This is a genomic window from Sediminibacillus halophilus (genome assembly GCF_900103695.1).
In the GTDB taxonomy this organism is placed as follows: Bacteria; Bacillota; Bacilli; order Bacillales; family Amphibacillaceae; genus Sediminibacillus; species Sediminibacillus halophilus.
In genome coordinates, this window is record NZ_FNHF01000008.1 from 99,806 (window position 1) to 115,042 (window position 15,237).

The window sequence follows — 15,237 nt, forward strand, 5'->3', positions numbered from 1 at the left end:
GCCAGAGGTACATGACACGAGATGATTGGAAAACAGATGCAAAACGTGCAAAACTTAAATCTTGCATGAAAATACATATTTTACTTAAAAAGAAAAGGAGAGCGAAAGATGACCAATAAACTTATCCTTATTGACGGCAATAGTATTGCCTATCGGGCTTTTTTTGCATTGCCGCTATTGAACAATGACAAAGGTGTTTATACCAATGCTATATATGGATTTACCAACATGCTTTTGAAGATACTGGAAACAGAAAAACCGACTCATATGCTTGTTGCCTTTGACGCCGGAAAAACTACCTTTCGTCATAAAACATACAAGGAGTACAAAGGCGGAAGACAGAAAACGCCACCTGAGCTATCCGAACAGTTTCCATTGCTTCGCGATTTGCTGGATGCCTTCAGCATTCCTCATTATCAGTTGGAGCAATACGAGGCAGACGATATCATCGGAACCCTTGCAAAACAAGGCGAGGGAAAGGAATGGGAAGTAAACGTTATTTCTGGTGATAAGGACCTTCTTCAACTCGTTTCTGATAATATTACAGTTAGCTTGACGAAGAAAGGACTTAGCGATATTGATGCATATACTCCTTCCTTCATGCTGGAAAAGATGGAAGTAAGGCCTGAGCAAATCATCGATATGAAAGCCTTGATGGGGGATAGTTCTGACAATATTCCCGGCGTACCGGGGATTGGTCAAAAAACGGCTGTCAAACTGTTGAAGCAATATGAAACACTTGATAATCTTTTTGACCATTTGAATGAAGTCAGTGGGAAAAAGCTGAAGGAAAAACTTGAAAACCATAAACAGGATGCCTATATGAGTAAAGAACTGGTGACGATATCTTGTGACTCTCCCCTGGAAATAGGCTTGGAAGACCTTCCATATCCCGGGTATCAAGCGCATAAGGTAAGTTCCATGTTCAAAGAATTGGGTTTTCAATCCTTGTTAAGCAGAATAGATGGTGAGGATGCAGAGGATACAGAAGCTAGGGAAGAACTGCCGGAATTAAATGTTACCATTCTAGAGGAAATCACCGAGGATTTGTTCACAGGTGAAGAAGCTGTGGTGGTGGAAATGCTGCAGGACAACTACCATTCTGCTCCGATAGAAGGATTCGGTATCGTTAATGCGGAGCACAACTACTTCGTTCCAACCGAAACTGCTGTAAAATCTGCTGTTTTCAAAAGGTGGGCAGAAGATCCGTCCATGAAGAAGTATGTTTTTGATGCAAAGAAGACTACGGTCGCTTTGTTGAACAAGGGAATAGACGTGAAGGGTATTACTTTTGATTTGTTGCTTGCTTCCTATCTAATCAATCCTTCCGAAAATCATCACGATATCCCAGCCATTTGCCATCGAATGGGGGAAAAAGAGGTATTGTATGACGAAGAAGTGTATGGGAAAGGCGCGAAACTGAAGGTGCCTGAGCAGGAACTGCTTGCCGATCATGTATCCAGAAAAACCCGGCTCATCTATCAGTTAAAAGATCGAATGGAAGAACAGCTGAAAGAAAATCAACAGTTTGAACTGTTTGATGAATTGGAAATGCCACTTGCGATTATACTCGGTGAAATGGAACACACCGGTGTGCGGGTAGATATAAACCGGCTGGAGGAAATGGGGACGGAACTCCAGCGCCGGCTCAAGGAAATCGAAGAGAAAGTGTTTGAGCTTGCTGGTGAGGAATTCAATTTGAATTCGCCAAAACAATTGGGGCCGATTTTGTTTGAAAAACTCGGCTTACCTGTTATCAAAAAAACGAAAACGGGTTATTCAACCTCTGCGGATATTTTGGAACAGTTGCAGGATCAGCATGAAATCATCCCGCACTTGTTATTGTACAGACAGTTAGGAAAACTGCAGTCCACGTATATAGAAGGATTGTTAAAGGTGGTCCATCGAGACAACAATAAAATTCACACGCGTTTCAACCAGGCTCTCACCCAAACGGGCCGGCTGAGTTCGACAGATCCTAACTTACAAAACATCCCGATTCGTCTGGAAGAAGGAAGGAAAATAAGACAGGCGTTTACAGCTTCTGAAGAGGATTGGATTGTATTTGCGGCCGATTATTCGCAAATCGAGCTGCGGGTTTTAGCGCACATAGCCAATGACGAAAAACTTATTGAAGCTTTCAATGACAACAAAGACATTCATACGCAAACTGCTATGCAGGTTTTTCATGTTGCTGAAGATGAGATAACCTCGAATATGCGCAGGCAGGCGAAGGCCGTCAACTTTGGAATAGTTTATGGAATAAGCGATTATGGGTTATCACAGAGCCTTGGAATTACCAGGAAAGAAGCAAAGAAATTTATCGACCGGTATTTGGATACTTATTTGGGTGTAAGAGATTATATGGAGGAAATCATTCAGGAGGCGAAGCAAACGGGCTACGTTTCCACGATGATGAATCGGAGAAGATATCTTCCGGATATCACCAGTAGAAATTTCAACAAACGGAGCTTTGCCGAGCGGACAGCAATGAATACGCCGATTCAAGGAAGTGCTGCCGATATTATCAAACTGGCTATGATCAATCTCCATCAGAAATTGAAGGACGAGCAAGTGGAAGCAAGAATGTTGCTTCAAGTACATGATGAATTGATCTTGGAAGCACCAAAAGGTGAAATTGATAAATTGAAAACCATTGTCCCATCAGCGATGGAAGGTGCAGTAGAATTGAATGTACCGTTAAAAGTGGATTATGCTTTTGGGAAGACTTGGTATGATGCAAAATAGTAGGGAGAGAATAGGTAATGCCAGAATTGCCTGAAGTGGAAACAATCAGAAAAACCTTGTTGCAACTGGTACAAGATAAACAAATTGCTAATGTAAAAGTATATTGGGATAAAATAATCAAACAGCCGACAGATGTTCACGTATTTAAACAGCTGTTAAAAGGGCAAAAAATTCTTGATATCGACCGTCAGGGGAAATTTTTGTTGTTCGAACTTGATGATTTTACTCTGATTTCCCATTTACGCATGGAGGGCAAATACGGAGTTTATCAACAGCATGAGCCTGTGTTGAATCATACGCATGTTGTATTCACGTTCACCGATGGTAGTGAGCTTCGCTACAAAGATGTGAGGAAATTCGGAACAATGCACTTGGTTGAAAAGGGAACAGCAAACGAGCAAAAACCTTTAAGTCAGCTCGGGCCTGATCCATTCAGCCCGGATTTCGATTTTACTGTTTTTTATCAAAAGGTCCATAAAAGTGAACGGACGATTAAATCGATTTTGCTGGATCAGACGGTGATTGCTGGATTGGGGAATATTTACGTCGATGAGACGCTGTTCAAAGCAGGTATTCACCCGGTGAGAAAGGGAACCAGCTTGTCTAAGAAAGAAGTTTCCGTCATTCATCAAAAGGCTGTAGAAACTCTGGAACAGGCAATTGAACAAGGAGGAACGACTATCCGTTCCTATGTAAACAGCCAGGGGCAAATTGGTATGTTTCAGCAGGAATTGTTTGTTTACGGCCAGGAAAATGAACCATGCAAAAGGTGTGGAGGACCTATAACCAAAATCAAAGTAGGTGGCAGAGGGACGCATATTTGCTTAACCTGTCAAAAATAACGCAGGCACAGGTGGAATACTCCATCCATATACTAACTCGTAAAAGTATACGGATAAAGGAGTTAAGGATATGGCTGATATCTCCACCTTTGTGCTGCTTGCTTTTGCTGTCAGCTTGGACAGTTTTATGGTCGGATTTACTTATGGATTACGGAAAATGATTATAAGACCCCGGACTATCCTTCTAATTGCGTTAATAACGGCCGTAGTTTTTTATATTTCCATGTTGATCGGCTCAGTAATTGCTTCTTTTCTTGATCCTTCAGTAGCAGAAGTGTTCGGTGGGACAGTGCTCATATTGATTGGTATTTGGGTCGTTTACCAGTTTTTCCGAACCGATAATTCCCAACCGGATCAGCCGATCGTCTTGAAATTTGAAATAAAGTCGCTTGGTATTGTCATTGAAATATTAAAAAAACCGATGGCGGCTGACTTTGATAAATCTGGAAACATAAACGGGATAGAAGCTTTGTTGCTTGGTTTAGCGTTGTCTGTTGACTCTTTTGGAGCAGGGATAGGCGCAGCCATGCTTGGGTTCGCCCCATTGCTGGCAGCATGTGGAATTGGGGTCACCACCGGCATTTTTTTGACTGGTGGATTGAAAAGCGGCTACTTATTCTCTTATTGGCGCTGGTTACAGCGACTGACGTTTCTTCCCGGATTGATTCTCATCGTTATCGGGATCATAAAAATTACCTGAAGGTGTGATAGATATGGCACTCGTAATCGGACTGACTGGAGGCATTGCAAGTGGGAAAAGTACCATAGCCGGTATTTTTGCCGAATGGGATATTCCTGTAGTAGACGCAGACATCATTTCCAGACAGGTAGTAGAAAGGGGAGAGACTGCATATGAACAAATTGTCGATGTATTCGGTGAAGAAGTGCTTCTCTCCGATGGGAATTTAGATCGTGGAAAATTGGGCAGGATTATTTTCAAAGATAAGGAAAAAAGAGAACAACTTAACAGTATCGTCCATCCAGCAGTAAGAAAAAAAATGCTTGAACAACGAGACACATATGCAGACAAAGGGGAAGAGGCCGTCGTAATGGATATTCCATTATTATATGAGAGCGACCTTACTCATTTTGTTGATAAGGTATTAGTAGTTTATGTCGATGAACAAACACAAAAACAAAGATTGATGAATCGGAATGGCTTTTCGGAAGAAGAAGCAATCGATCGCATCCACTCCCAGCTGCCCTTAGACAAAAAAGCAAAAATGGCAGATGAAATAATTGATAATAATGGCAGTATGGAGTGTTCCCGTGAGCAGTTGCTTACTATTTTAAAAAAATGGAAAATTCATTTCTAAACAAACTTCGATACAGCTTTTAAAATCTTCACCGTGAACACTATTTGCATAGAATGTACTGTCTACAGGAAGTTTTTTGGGTATGAACTAAAATGAATACTGTGAGGAAATTGATGTGAATGGAAAAATCTTGTTTAGAAGCTAAGAAAGTCGATGAATTGAAAGAAGCCTGAAATTCCAGGCTTTTTTATTTTGCGTTTTAAAAAGTGACACACTATTAAAATAAATGTGCTATACTATTGTATGATTAATGTTAAAAAAGCACTTTAATAGGAGGTCGCTTTAATGACTACTCGTATAGCAATTAATGGATTTGGCCGTATTGGGAGAATGGTGTTCAGAAGGGCTATTTGCGATAATGAATTAGATATAGTCGCCATTAATGCCAGTTATCCCGCAGAAACTATCGCACATTTAATCAATTATGACAGCGTTCATGGAAAATTTTCGCAAGAAGTGAAAGCGGTTTCGGATGGTGTGCTGGTTAACGGAAAAAAGTTCTGCTTGTCTCCAACAGAAACCCACGTGAGCTTCCCTGGAGCCAGTTGGAAATAGACCTTGTTGTCGAAGCAACAGGGAAATTTAAAACGAAAGAGGCAGCCGGACAGCACCTGGAGGCTGGAGCTAAGCAAGTTATCATAACCGCACCCGGCAAGGATGTGGATGCAACCATTGTTATGGGAGTAAATCAAGCCGATTTTCAGCCGGAAAAGCATCGAGTGATATCTGCAGCTTCGTGTACAACAAATTGTCTGGCCCCGTTGCTAAAAGTACTTCATCATGATTTTGGTATAGAACATGGTTTGCTGACTACGGTTCATGCTTTTACAAATGACCAGCAGAGTTTGGATAATCCACATAAGGATTTACGAAGAGCACGAGGGTGTACACAATCGATTATCCCTACCAGCACTGGTGCTGCAGAAGCAATCAAGGATGTAATACCTGCCATGGAGGGAAAGCTAAAAGGCATTGCCTTACGTGTACCAACTCCAAATGTTTCACTGGTCGATTTAACCATTGACCTCCAAACAGCCGTCACTCCTGACAAAGTAAACGAAAGCTTTAGACGAGCCAGCGAAGGGGCAATGGAGGGTATTATACAATATAGTGATCAGCCGCTGGTTTCTATCGATTACACAACTTCCGATTTTTCGGCGGTGGTAGATGGTTTATCGACAATGGCAGTTGCCGAAAATAACATAAAAATCATAGCATGGTATGACAATGAATGGGGATATGCCTGCCGTGTAGTGGATCTTGCCAGATTTATCTCCGTAGACTTAACCAAGCAGGAACGATATCAGTATTCCTGATGCGGATAAGTGCCTGCCGATTGCCTAATAATAAGGTGGAGGGAATAATGCCCCCATATTCTCTCTACAAAAAAGTTTTTGAACATGCTTGCAAAAAAAAGGTAAACCGTATATACTTTTTTTGCACATCAACCGTTTGTAGACGGTTGTCGTATGCAAGAAAGATTTATGGTTTAATGCTTCGAGCAAAAGAGGTATACCAAATAATGCAAAGCTGTTTCAACTACAACCCGGTTTCCGGTAATTCTTCACCGAGCATGGATATCCACTGCTTTAAGGGTTAGGACCTCTTAGGACTAACTTTCCCCCATGGCGGTCCATGCTTTTATTGAGGAAACTTTTTTACTTTTAAAAGGGGGATTAATTGAATGGATACAATGGGCAGGCACGTTATCGCAGAACTATGGGAATGTAATATAGATAAGCTGAATGATATGGGTTTAATCGAGAAGATTTTCGTGAATGCAGCTTTAAAAGCCGGAGCCGAAATTCGCGAGGTTGCATTTCATAAGTTTGCTCCTTATGGTGTGAGCGGCGTCGTGATTATTTCAGAATCCCATTTAACAATCCACAGCTTCCCTGAACATGGATACGCAAGCATTGATGTCTATACTTGCGGCGATGTAATCGATCCAAACGTAGCTGCGGAATATATTGCCGAATCGCTTGAGTCAAATCGAAGCGAAAAAGTAGAGGTGCCGCGGGGAATGGGACCCGTGGAAGTCAGCCAATTTAAAGCTTTATAATGAACAAAACAGGAAAACCCTTGCCAGAGAGGAGACGGCAAGGGTTTTTTATGCCGAAACCATATTGTTACTCAAGGCTTTCCCGATTGCTAAATTCGATTGGACGGCTATAAAACAAAGAAAAGACTTTGATCATCGTTTAATCGTTGAAAACGTGTTAAAATAAAAAGAAAAGACTTTGTCTAAGTTATGAGGTGCCTGTCATGAGTTTTCGACAAACAGTTACAAAGTATTTCGGCAATCATGCAGAAACCAGTGAAAATCATTGGGATGCAAATTTACAGACACACTATTTTAAAACGACAAAAGAAAAAGGCTTACAGGCTGTTGAGGAATACTTTAAACGATCCGATTCTTATGAGATAGTAGCTCAATCGAAAGAGCACGGAGAAATCAGCGTTAATTACACCGGGGGAAGAAAGGCTTTCATCATTGCTACCGTCATAATGGTAAAACCTTATCGAACGGCAATCGACTTTTCAGTAACGACTGAATCGATTCTCCCGTTTGATTTCGGATTTAGTCATAACCTGATTCCCAAATTGTACAGCCAGCTAAAGAAAGAACTCACTTTTTTGGAAACATCGATGACGAAGAATGCTGATTTATAATGAAACTGCTATAAAAGTATGGGGTTGATACATAATGAGATGTCCTAACTGCCAATTTAAAAGTACTAAAGTGCTTGATTCCCGTCCGATTGAAGAGGGCCGTTCGATCAGAAGAAGAAGAGAATGCGAAGAATGTTCTTTCCGTTTTACAACCTTTGAAAGACTGGAAGAAGTACCATTGATTGTCGTCAAAAAAGAAGGGACAAGAGAAGAGTACAGTCGTGAAAAGTTAATGAGAGGGTTGATCAAGGCTTGCGAAAAGCGTCCGGTAGCGTTGGAGCAAATCGAGTCGATTGCCGTAGAAGTAGAAAAAGAACTGCGTAACAGAGGTACCTCTGAGGTGCAAAGCAAAGAAATTGGCGAAATGGTCATGGATCGGCTTTCTTCAGTAGATGAAGTAGCATATGTCCGGTTTGCTTCTGTGTACAGACAGTTCAAAGATATTAGTGTTTTTTTGGATGAATTGAAGGATTTGATCCGATCAGACAATAAATAAGTGGATGGGTGCTAATCCAGGGAAAGAAAGGAGACAACATCGTGAATCATCAACATATTGGTAAATTACTCCCGATCGACGGATTTGCTATAAAGACAACCGCGGCCTTATCCATAGACAGTCTTCAATCTTTGACCCATTTGTATCAGCCGCTTGTAGGCAGTGATGCCATTTCTTTATATCACACTTTGATGAGTGAGTGCCAATTAAGAAACAACCACCAGGAATTGCAAACCCACCATACCTTGATGAATTACTTGTCTCTTCCGCTTGATAAGTTGTATCAGGCCCGTTTAAAACTGGAAGGCATCGGCTTGTTAAGTACTTATAAGACTGAGCAAGAACAAAAGAACGTGTATACATACCAGTTGAACCCTCCTTTTTTGCCGATGGATTTTTTTAATGATGGCATGCTATCACAGTTGCTTTATCATCATCTTGGTGAAAAAAAACACGCAGAATTGCTGCAGTTATTTGATATAGAGGGTCATGATCACTTACAGGGTGAAGATGTAACCATGGAATTCGCGGAGGTGTTTGATACACACATCCACCATTTTGCTGCTCCCGATGCCCCGATGGAAGAAAAGCAGCAGGAAAGTCAGAAGGCCCTTGCTCATCTAGACAAGGAAGTTGATTTTGTCTGGATTGAACAGATGTTGCAAAAAAGGATGATACCTTCTCGTTCTGTCTTGACTGTCGCTAACAAAAAACTGATTCGGCAAATGAGCGTGTTGTATGATTTGCCTGTTCAAGACTTGGAAAGCGCCGTGATTTGGGCAATAAATGAAGATAATCAGTTGGATGCAAAGGAATTCAAATCGGCCTGCCATGATTTATTCCAGGCTTCTGCAAGAAAGTCAGATATAAAATTGGTGGAAAAACAGGCTGGCAGTGTAAAAGCTGAAAATGCAACAGAGGAACCGGAAAGCAAGGAAGATCAGTTTGTGAAGATGCTGGAAGAAATTTCTCCTAAACAATTGTTAGAGGATTTATCGGGTGGTAACCAGGCCTCGGCACAGGACTTAAAAACAATCAGAGATGTGATGACACAACAGGGACTTTCGCCAGGTGTCATGAATGTGTTGGTTCATTACGTACTTTTGAAAACAGACATGAAACTGTCCAAGGCTTATTTGGAAAAGATAGCGAGTCACTGGGCCAGAAAAAATGTAAAAACAGTGAAACAGGCAATGGCTCTAGCCAAATCGGAGAACCAAAAATATCAGCAATGGGGTTCGACAAAGCAAAGTTATCGTAGACCTGCCCAAAAAGAGGTCATCCCAGACTGGTTTAAGGAAAGAAAAGCGCAGCAGAATGGAAAAAATGCGCAAGAGACGGAAACTTCCATCGATAAAGAAGAAAACCAGGAAGACCTTGGCGATTTGATAAAAAGCTATTTGGAAAATGGCAGCTAGTCCGCAGTATCTGTTTGTGGGTCACAGAAGTAAAAGAATAAGGATGATCGAAGATGGAACCTATTCAAGCTTCCTTGAAAAAATGGATGAAAGATAACAAAAACTTCCAAAATAATTTTAGCCACCTGCGAAGCGCAATCGTAAATGACTCGCAGGTCAAGCAGCTGCTTTTAAATAATCCTCAGTTGGATACAAAGGACATCGACAGGAATTTAATGAAGCTTTATGAATTTATATCGCAGTCTAAAAATTGTGCTGACTGTCCGGCCCTGGAAGAGTGTAAAAACATCCTTCCGGGCTATACACCTTACTTGCAAGTAGAAGGAAAAACGGTTCGTTTAAGCTATGAAAAATGCTATAAAAAAATCCAGCATGACGAGCAGGAGAAACATAAGTCGCTCATTCAGAGTCTTTATATGCCAAAGGATATCCTCAATGCCACTTTTTCGGATTTAGACCATACTGATAAACGACGGCAGGCTATTACAGAGTCCCTTCGTTACCTTCAGTCGATTGGAACCGATAAACAAGCTGATAAAGGAATGTATTTTTATGGACCCTTCGGAGTGGGAAAAACGCATTTCTTAGGTGCAATTGCTAACGAGTTGGCAAAAAAAAGGATTGCAACCATGATTATCTATATGCCTGAATTTGTCAGAGAAATAAAGGCATCTTTAAAGGATGACTCGTTGAATCAGAAAGTGGAGCGTTTCAAAACGATACCAGTTCTGATGCTGGATGACATAGGAGCCGAGTCGCAGTCCGCCTGGTTCAGAGATGAGATCTTGGGATCTATTCTCCAGTACAGAATGATGGAAAAGTTACCTGTGTTTTTTACCTCCAATTATAGTCTTGAGCAGCTGGAAAACCATTTAGCGACTACTACAAGAGGCGACATCGAAAAAGTTAAAGCTGGAAGGATTATTGAAAGAATCAAACAAGTAAGCCGAGAGATCCCTCTGTTCGGAGTGAACCGGAGGGAGTAAGGAAAAAGGATGGGACAAAAGCATAGTTGTTAAAGAAAAAGCCAAAAGGGCCCGAGGCATTCGAGCCCTTTTGGCTTTTTGTTTTTTATAAACTGTGAATTAATGGTTGGACAAACTGCATCCAGTCCCCGGTGAATTTGTCGCATGAAATGAAATCGATCAGCGATGATTAGTGGATCTCCTATTGTTTTACGGAGTTGCTTAAATGACTTTGACAAAAATCCATCACTACTCTTTCCATTTTAGTGGTATCACAAAACCGTAAATGCTTCTCGATTGTTTCTATTTTTTCGAATGGGAAAGATGTCCGCGATTTCTTCAATCCCGCGTCCATCCTATTTTGGATTCTCGTATATAGCTCTACGCTAAAGCACACTGCCTTTTCCTCTATATTCCATTCCCCTTGTTTATCTTTACTGAACTTTCTCTGAAATGAATGGTGCACCTCGGCCATTTTTTTGCAATCTAATAAGTTTTCTTCCGATAGATCACACATTTTTTGAAGCATTCATCCATATAATGTAACAGTTTGATCGTGATGAGGGTGATGAGTATTGCTTGAAGTTTATTTTGAGACAAAAGCAGAAACCATGACATTTTGTGATCGGGTAGTTCAGTATGGCCTCGATGTAGAACTGAACTGGAAAACCAACGACACGTGGGGAAACCGAATCAAAATCCGGGAAAGCCGATCCATGGAGGAGCAACTGGCGAACACTGCAGAGGCGATGGCATATGTTTTCACAAAGCATAAAGAAAGCAGCTGGGTCGCTGATATAATCAAAAATGTTTATTATTATAAAGATAAGGAGGAAGTGCATCGAATTTCGGAACTGGCCCACTCTATTTTATCCGGTGATGAATCAGGGGATGTCCCGATACCGGTTGATATCGACTTGAGGAAGACATTGAAAAATTGCTTCCAGAAAAATATCCATACTGAAGAAGCGGTTCACTTCGACTCATTAGTGAATTTTCGCCTACAGCCCTACAAAGAAGAACTTATCGAAATCATCGGAATGGCGATTGATGAATTTAAACGGGAAGAAGATTATCAATCGTTTGTTCAATCGCTACGGGAATACGTGACTAAAAAGAAGTCCAAATTTCAAGTTGTCCACGTTGTACAGGGCAGGAACTTCAAATTTTATAAAGCAAATGGAAAGCCGTTTTCCAAAATGGAAATAAAAATGCTGATCCAACAGGAACCGCTGTACATAGTCGGTTTGGATGAAGCAGAGCTGAATATAACACCGCTGCTTGCCATGGCACCTGAGCGGGTGGTCATATACGGAGATCATCCTTCTGAGCCAAAAACATTGACTGTAATCAATGTGTTTCAGGAAAAAGCGGTTTTCGAACCGTTCACCCGGTTTCCTTTCCCGAATTATTTAAGAAATCATTAAATACACTTGATTTTTGATGACTGTATCGCTATAATTACGTTCATAAATGATTAACACATCGGTTTTGATGAGGACACGATCGAATCGACCAGGAATACTGTAGAGAGGGAAGTCGTCCGGCTGAAAGCTTCCTGTATTACCGTGATTCTGATTACCACCTCTGAACCCTGTTATTGAACTGAGATAGTAAGTAACAGCGTGTCATCTACGTTACAGATGCTAAATGAGCCGTACTTTGTGTGCGGGAATTAGGGTGGAACCACGAGGCCAACGCTCGTCCCTTAGCTTTTAACAGCTATCGGGACGGGCGTTTTTTATTTATTCTGTTTAAAACGACAAAACTATTTTTAAAGGAGAGACTACTTATGTCAGAAATGATCCACATTACGTTTCCAGACGGAGCCCGGAAGGAATTTCCTCAGGGAACGACTGGAGAAGATATAGCAGCTTCGATTTCACCAGGATTGAAAAAACAGGCGTTGGCAGTCAAACTGGATGGAATCCCTTATGATCTGCGCAGCGAGCTGCCTGGAAACGGCGAGATTGAGATTATTACCAATAAACAGCAAGAAGGAATTGAAATAATGCGCCATTCTGCCGCCCACTTGATGGCACAAGCGATCAAGCGCTTGTACGAGAATGTTCAATTCGGGGTGGGTCCTGTCATTGAGGATGGATTTTATTATGATTTTGATATGGAAGAGTCGGTAACTCCAGAAGATTTGCCTAGAATTGAAAAAGAAATGCAAAAAATTATCGACGAAAATTTAGAAATTGTTCGCAAAGAGGTTTCACGCGAAGAGGCGAAGGAAATGTTCCGGGAAATTGGTGATGAATTAAAGCTCGAACTAATCGATGCTATTCCCGAGGGAGAAACAGTCTCCATTTATCAGCAAGGTGAATTCTTTGATCTATGCCGAGGGGTCCACGTCCCTTCCACGAGCAAAATCAAAGTTGTTAAACTGTTGAGTATTTCTGGTGCTTATTGGAGAGGTGATAGCGACAATAAAATGCTGCAACGCATATACGGCACTGCTTTTGAGAAAAAGAGCAGTCTTGATGAATATTTGCGCCTTCGTGAAGAAGCAAAAGAACGCGACCACCGTAAGTTGGGAAAAGAATTGGACTTGTTTACGGTATCTCAACAAGTAGGTCAGGGCTTACCTCTTTGGCTGCCGAAAGGCGCCACGATCCGTCGGACAATCGAACGTTACATTGTCGATCTGGAGGAAAGGCTGGGATATGATCATGTTTATACTCCGGTTCTGGGTAGTGTAGATCTTTATAAGACAAGTGGTCATTGGGATCATTACAAGGATGACATGTTCCCTACACTGGAAATGGACAACGAAGATCTTGTCCTGCGCCCGATGAACTGTCCGCATCATATGATGGTGTTTAAGAATGAACTGCACAGCTATCGTAATCTTCCTGTCCGTATTGCAGAACTTGGCACCATGCACCGCCATGAAATGTCGGGTGCACTTGCCGGCTTACAGCGTGTTCGGGCTATGACATTGAATGATGCCCATATCTTCGCGCGCCCAGATCAGCTGAAAGATGAATTTATTCGTGTTGTACAGTTAGTCCAGGCAGTTTACAAAGATTTCGGTATTGATGATTATTACTTCCGTCTATCCTACCGTGATCCAGAGGATACCGAAAAGTATGTCGATAACGATGAGATGTGGGAAAAAGCCCAGGCTATGTTGAAAGAGACAATGGAAGACATGGAGCTTGATTATGTGGAAGCCGAAGGTGAAGCTGCTTTCTATGGTCCTAAGCTGGATGTTCAGGTTAAAACGGCGTTAGGTAAAGATGAAACATTGTCCACCGTTCAATTGGACTTTCATTTGCCGGAGCGGTTTGATCTGACCTACATTGGAGAAGACGGCAAAGAACATAGGCCTGTCGTCATCCATCGCGGGGTTGTATCTACGATGGAGCGCTTTGTGGCATTTCTTATCGAGGAATATAAAGGTGCATTTCCTACATGGCTTGCACCTGTCCAGGCCCGGATTATTCCTGTATCCCCCGGGATTCACTTAGAGTATGCTAAAAAAGTGGAAGAGGACTTGCGTTATCGCGGTGTCCGTGTAGAGGTGGATGAGCGGGATGAGAAAATCGGATATAAAATTCGTGAAGCGCAAACACAAAAAATCCCGTACGCCCTTGTCGTAGGTGACAAAGAAATAGAGGACAATGCTGTAAATGTCCGGCGTTATGGCGAGAAAAATTCAGAAACAAAGCCGCTTAATATGTTTATTGATCAAATCGAAGCGGAGATCCGTGAAAAAACATTAGCCAAACAGTAAGCGAACGGAAGAGATGGACTCGAGTTCCAGAGTGGAAATCACCAGTATACGAAATGCTGGTGATTTTTTTATTAAGAAAGAAAATCCTACCTGCTCCGCTTTTCTGTATAAACAGATCGGATGCCTGGATAAGTACTGAAAAATCCCCCCTTGTGTTTTTGCTCTGAGTTATGTATGATGAAATAGTCGTTTTCATAGAAACACAACCATGGTTGTTGACATCTTAGCGTGCTTATGCTATTATTTTATAGGTGAAATTAAATAATGATCTGAGGCAAGCAGAAGCACCCGCTTCTCACCTGATCGACGCATTTTGCAGTTGGCAGGTTACAACATCCTTATTGTATGGGAAGATGTGTGGGTGCAGTATGTACCGACATTTTTTTTATGCTTTCATTTACAACAACTTGTCGATAAGATCTTATATTGTTTTTCCAAACTCTATGGAGGTGGCTCATTATTAGCAAAGATATGAACGTCAATGAGAAAATTCGTGCTCGCGAAGTCAGGCTCATTGATTCAAATGGAGACCAACTTGGGGTAAAATCCCGCCAAGAAGCATTAGATATTGCTCAAACAAGAAATTTGGATCTTGTATTAGTAGCTCCAAATGCAAAACCGCCGGTATGCCGGATCATGGATTACGGTAAATACCGCTTTGAGCAACAAAAGAAAGACAAGGAAGCACGTAAAAAACAAAAAGTTATTAATGTCAAAGAAGTTCGCTTAAGCCCTGGCATTGAAGAGCATGATTTCAATACGAAGTTGCGCAATGCCAGAAAGTTTCTTGAAAAAGGCGATAAAGTGAAAGCTTCCATTCGGTTCCGTGGTCGTGCTATTACGCATAAAGAATTAGGACAGGAAGTCCTTGAAAAAATGGCAGAGGAATGTAAAGACATTTCCACTGTTGAAACAAAGCCGAAAATGGAAGGCCGCAGCATGTTTCTAATGCTAGCACCGACTACCGAAAAGTAAGTTTTGTCAGAACACATTGCAGTTCATACGAGGATGAAAAGAACCAAGTAGATCAAGGAAGT

12 protein-coding genes, 1 pseudogene and 1 other annotated feature are annotated in these 15,237 nt (G+C 41.5%); all 13 genes and pseudogenes read left to right on the top strand.

Going from position 1 to position 15,237, the window contains the following annotated elements; translation table 11 throughout:
* Window positions 1-108: 108 nt before the first annotated feature.
* The 13 genes and pseudogenes from polA (at window position 109) to infC (ending at window position 15,175) form a co-directional block, all read left to right on the top strand.
* A complete protein-coding gene (gene polA / locus BLR82_RS19275) occupies window positions 109-2,748 on the top strand; it encodes a DNA polymerase I (protein WP_074601070.1) in 2,640 nt (879 codons plus the stop codon).
* A 17-nt stretch (window positions 2,749-2,765) separates the two neighbouring features.
* Window positions 2,766-3,590: a DNA-formamidopyrimidine glycosylase gene (gene mutM / locus BLR82_RS19280; RefSeq protein WP_074601071.1), complete on the top strand. Its 825-nt coding sequence runs from the start codon at window positions 2,766-2,768 to the stop codon at window positions 3,588-3,590.
* Window positions 3,591-3,660: 70 nt separating this feature from the next.
* Window positions 3,661-4,290, top strand: a complete 630-nt coding sequence (gene ytaF / locus BLR82_RS19285) for a sporulation membrane protein YtaF (protein WP_074601072.1) — start codon at window positions 3,661-3,663, stop codon at window positions 4,288-4,290.
* Between the two features lie 13 nt (window positions 4,291-4,303).
* Window positions 4,304-4,906: a dephospho-CoA kinase gene (gene coaE / locus BLR82_RS19290; RefSeq protein ID WP_074601073.1), complete on the top strand. Its 603-nt coding sequence runs from the start codon at window positions 4,304-4,306 to the stop codon at window positions 4,904-4,906.
* 285 nt (window positions 4,907-5,191) lie between these two features.
* A pseudogene (locus tag BLR82_RS19295) lies at window positions 5,192-6,222 on the top strand (glyceraldehyde-3-phosphate dehydrogenase).
* Window positions 6,223-6,590: 368 nt separating this feature from the next.
* Window positions 6,591-6,968 (top strand): adenosylmethionine decarboxylase, encoded by a 378-nt coding sequence (gene speD, locus BLR82_RS19300; RefSeq protein ID WP_074601074.1) that lies wholly within the window; start codon window positions 6,591-6,593, stop codon window positions 6,966-6,968.
* A 203-nt stretch (window positions 6,969-7,171) separates the two neighbouring features.
* Window positions 7,172-7,579 (top strand): cytosolic protein, encoded by a 408-nt coding sequence (locus BLR82_RS19305; RefSeq protein WP_074601075.1) that lies wholly within the window; start codon window positions 7,172-7,174, stop codon window positions 7,577-7,579.
* 34 nt (window positions 7,580-7,613) lie between these two features.
* A complete protein-coding gene (gene nrdR, locus BLR82_RS19310; RefSeq protein WP_026569739.1) occupies window positions 7,614-8,075 on the top strand; it encodes a transcriptional regulator NrdR in 462 nt (153 codons plus the stop codon).
* A gap of 41 nt (window positions 8,076-8,116) precedes the next feature.
* The gene (locus BLR82_RS19315; protein WP_074601076.1) at window positions 8,117-9,493 is read left to right on the top strand and encodes a replication initiation and membrane attachment family protein; all 1,377 of its coding nucleotides are present in this window, start codon (window positions 8,117-8,119) and stop codon (window positions 9,491-9,493) included.
* 53 nt (window positions 9,494-9,546) lie between these two features.
* Window positions 9,547-10,479, top strand: coding sequence for a primosomal protein DnaI (gene dnaI, locus BLR82_RS19320; RefSeq protein WP_074601077.1), 933 nt, complete (start codon window positions 9,547-9,549; stop codon window positions 10,477-10,479).
* 554 nt (window positions 10,480-11,033) lie between these two features.
* A complete protein-coding gene (gene ytxC / locus BLR82_RS19330; RefSeq protein ID WP_074601079.1) occupies window positions 11,034-11,885 on the top strand; it encodes a putative sporulation protein YtxC in 852 nt (283 codons plus the stop codon).
* A 365-nt stretch (window positions 11,886-12,250) separates the two neighbouring features.
* Entirely contained in the window at window positions 12,251-14,200 is a 1,950-nt protein-coding gene (gene thrS / locus BLR82_RS19335) for a threonine--tRNA ligase (RefSeq protein WP_074601080.1), read from the top strand.
* 270 nt (window positions 14,201-14,470) lie between these two features.
* Window positions 14,471-14,592, top strand: a sequence feature (ribosomal protein L20 leader region).
* A 79-nt stretch (window positions 14,593-14,671) separates the two neighbouring features.
* The gene (gene infC, locus BLR82_RS19340) at window positions 14,672-15,175 is read left to right on the top strand and encodes a translation initiation factor IF-3 (RefSeq protein ID WP_139187014.1); all 504 of its coding nucleotides are present in this window, start codon (window positions 14,672-14,674) and stop codon (window positions 15,173-15,175) included.
* Window positions 15,176-15,237: the final 62 nt, after the last annotated feature.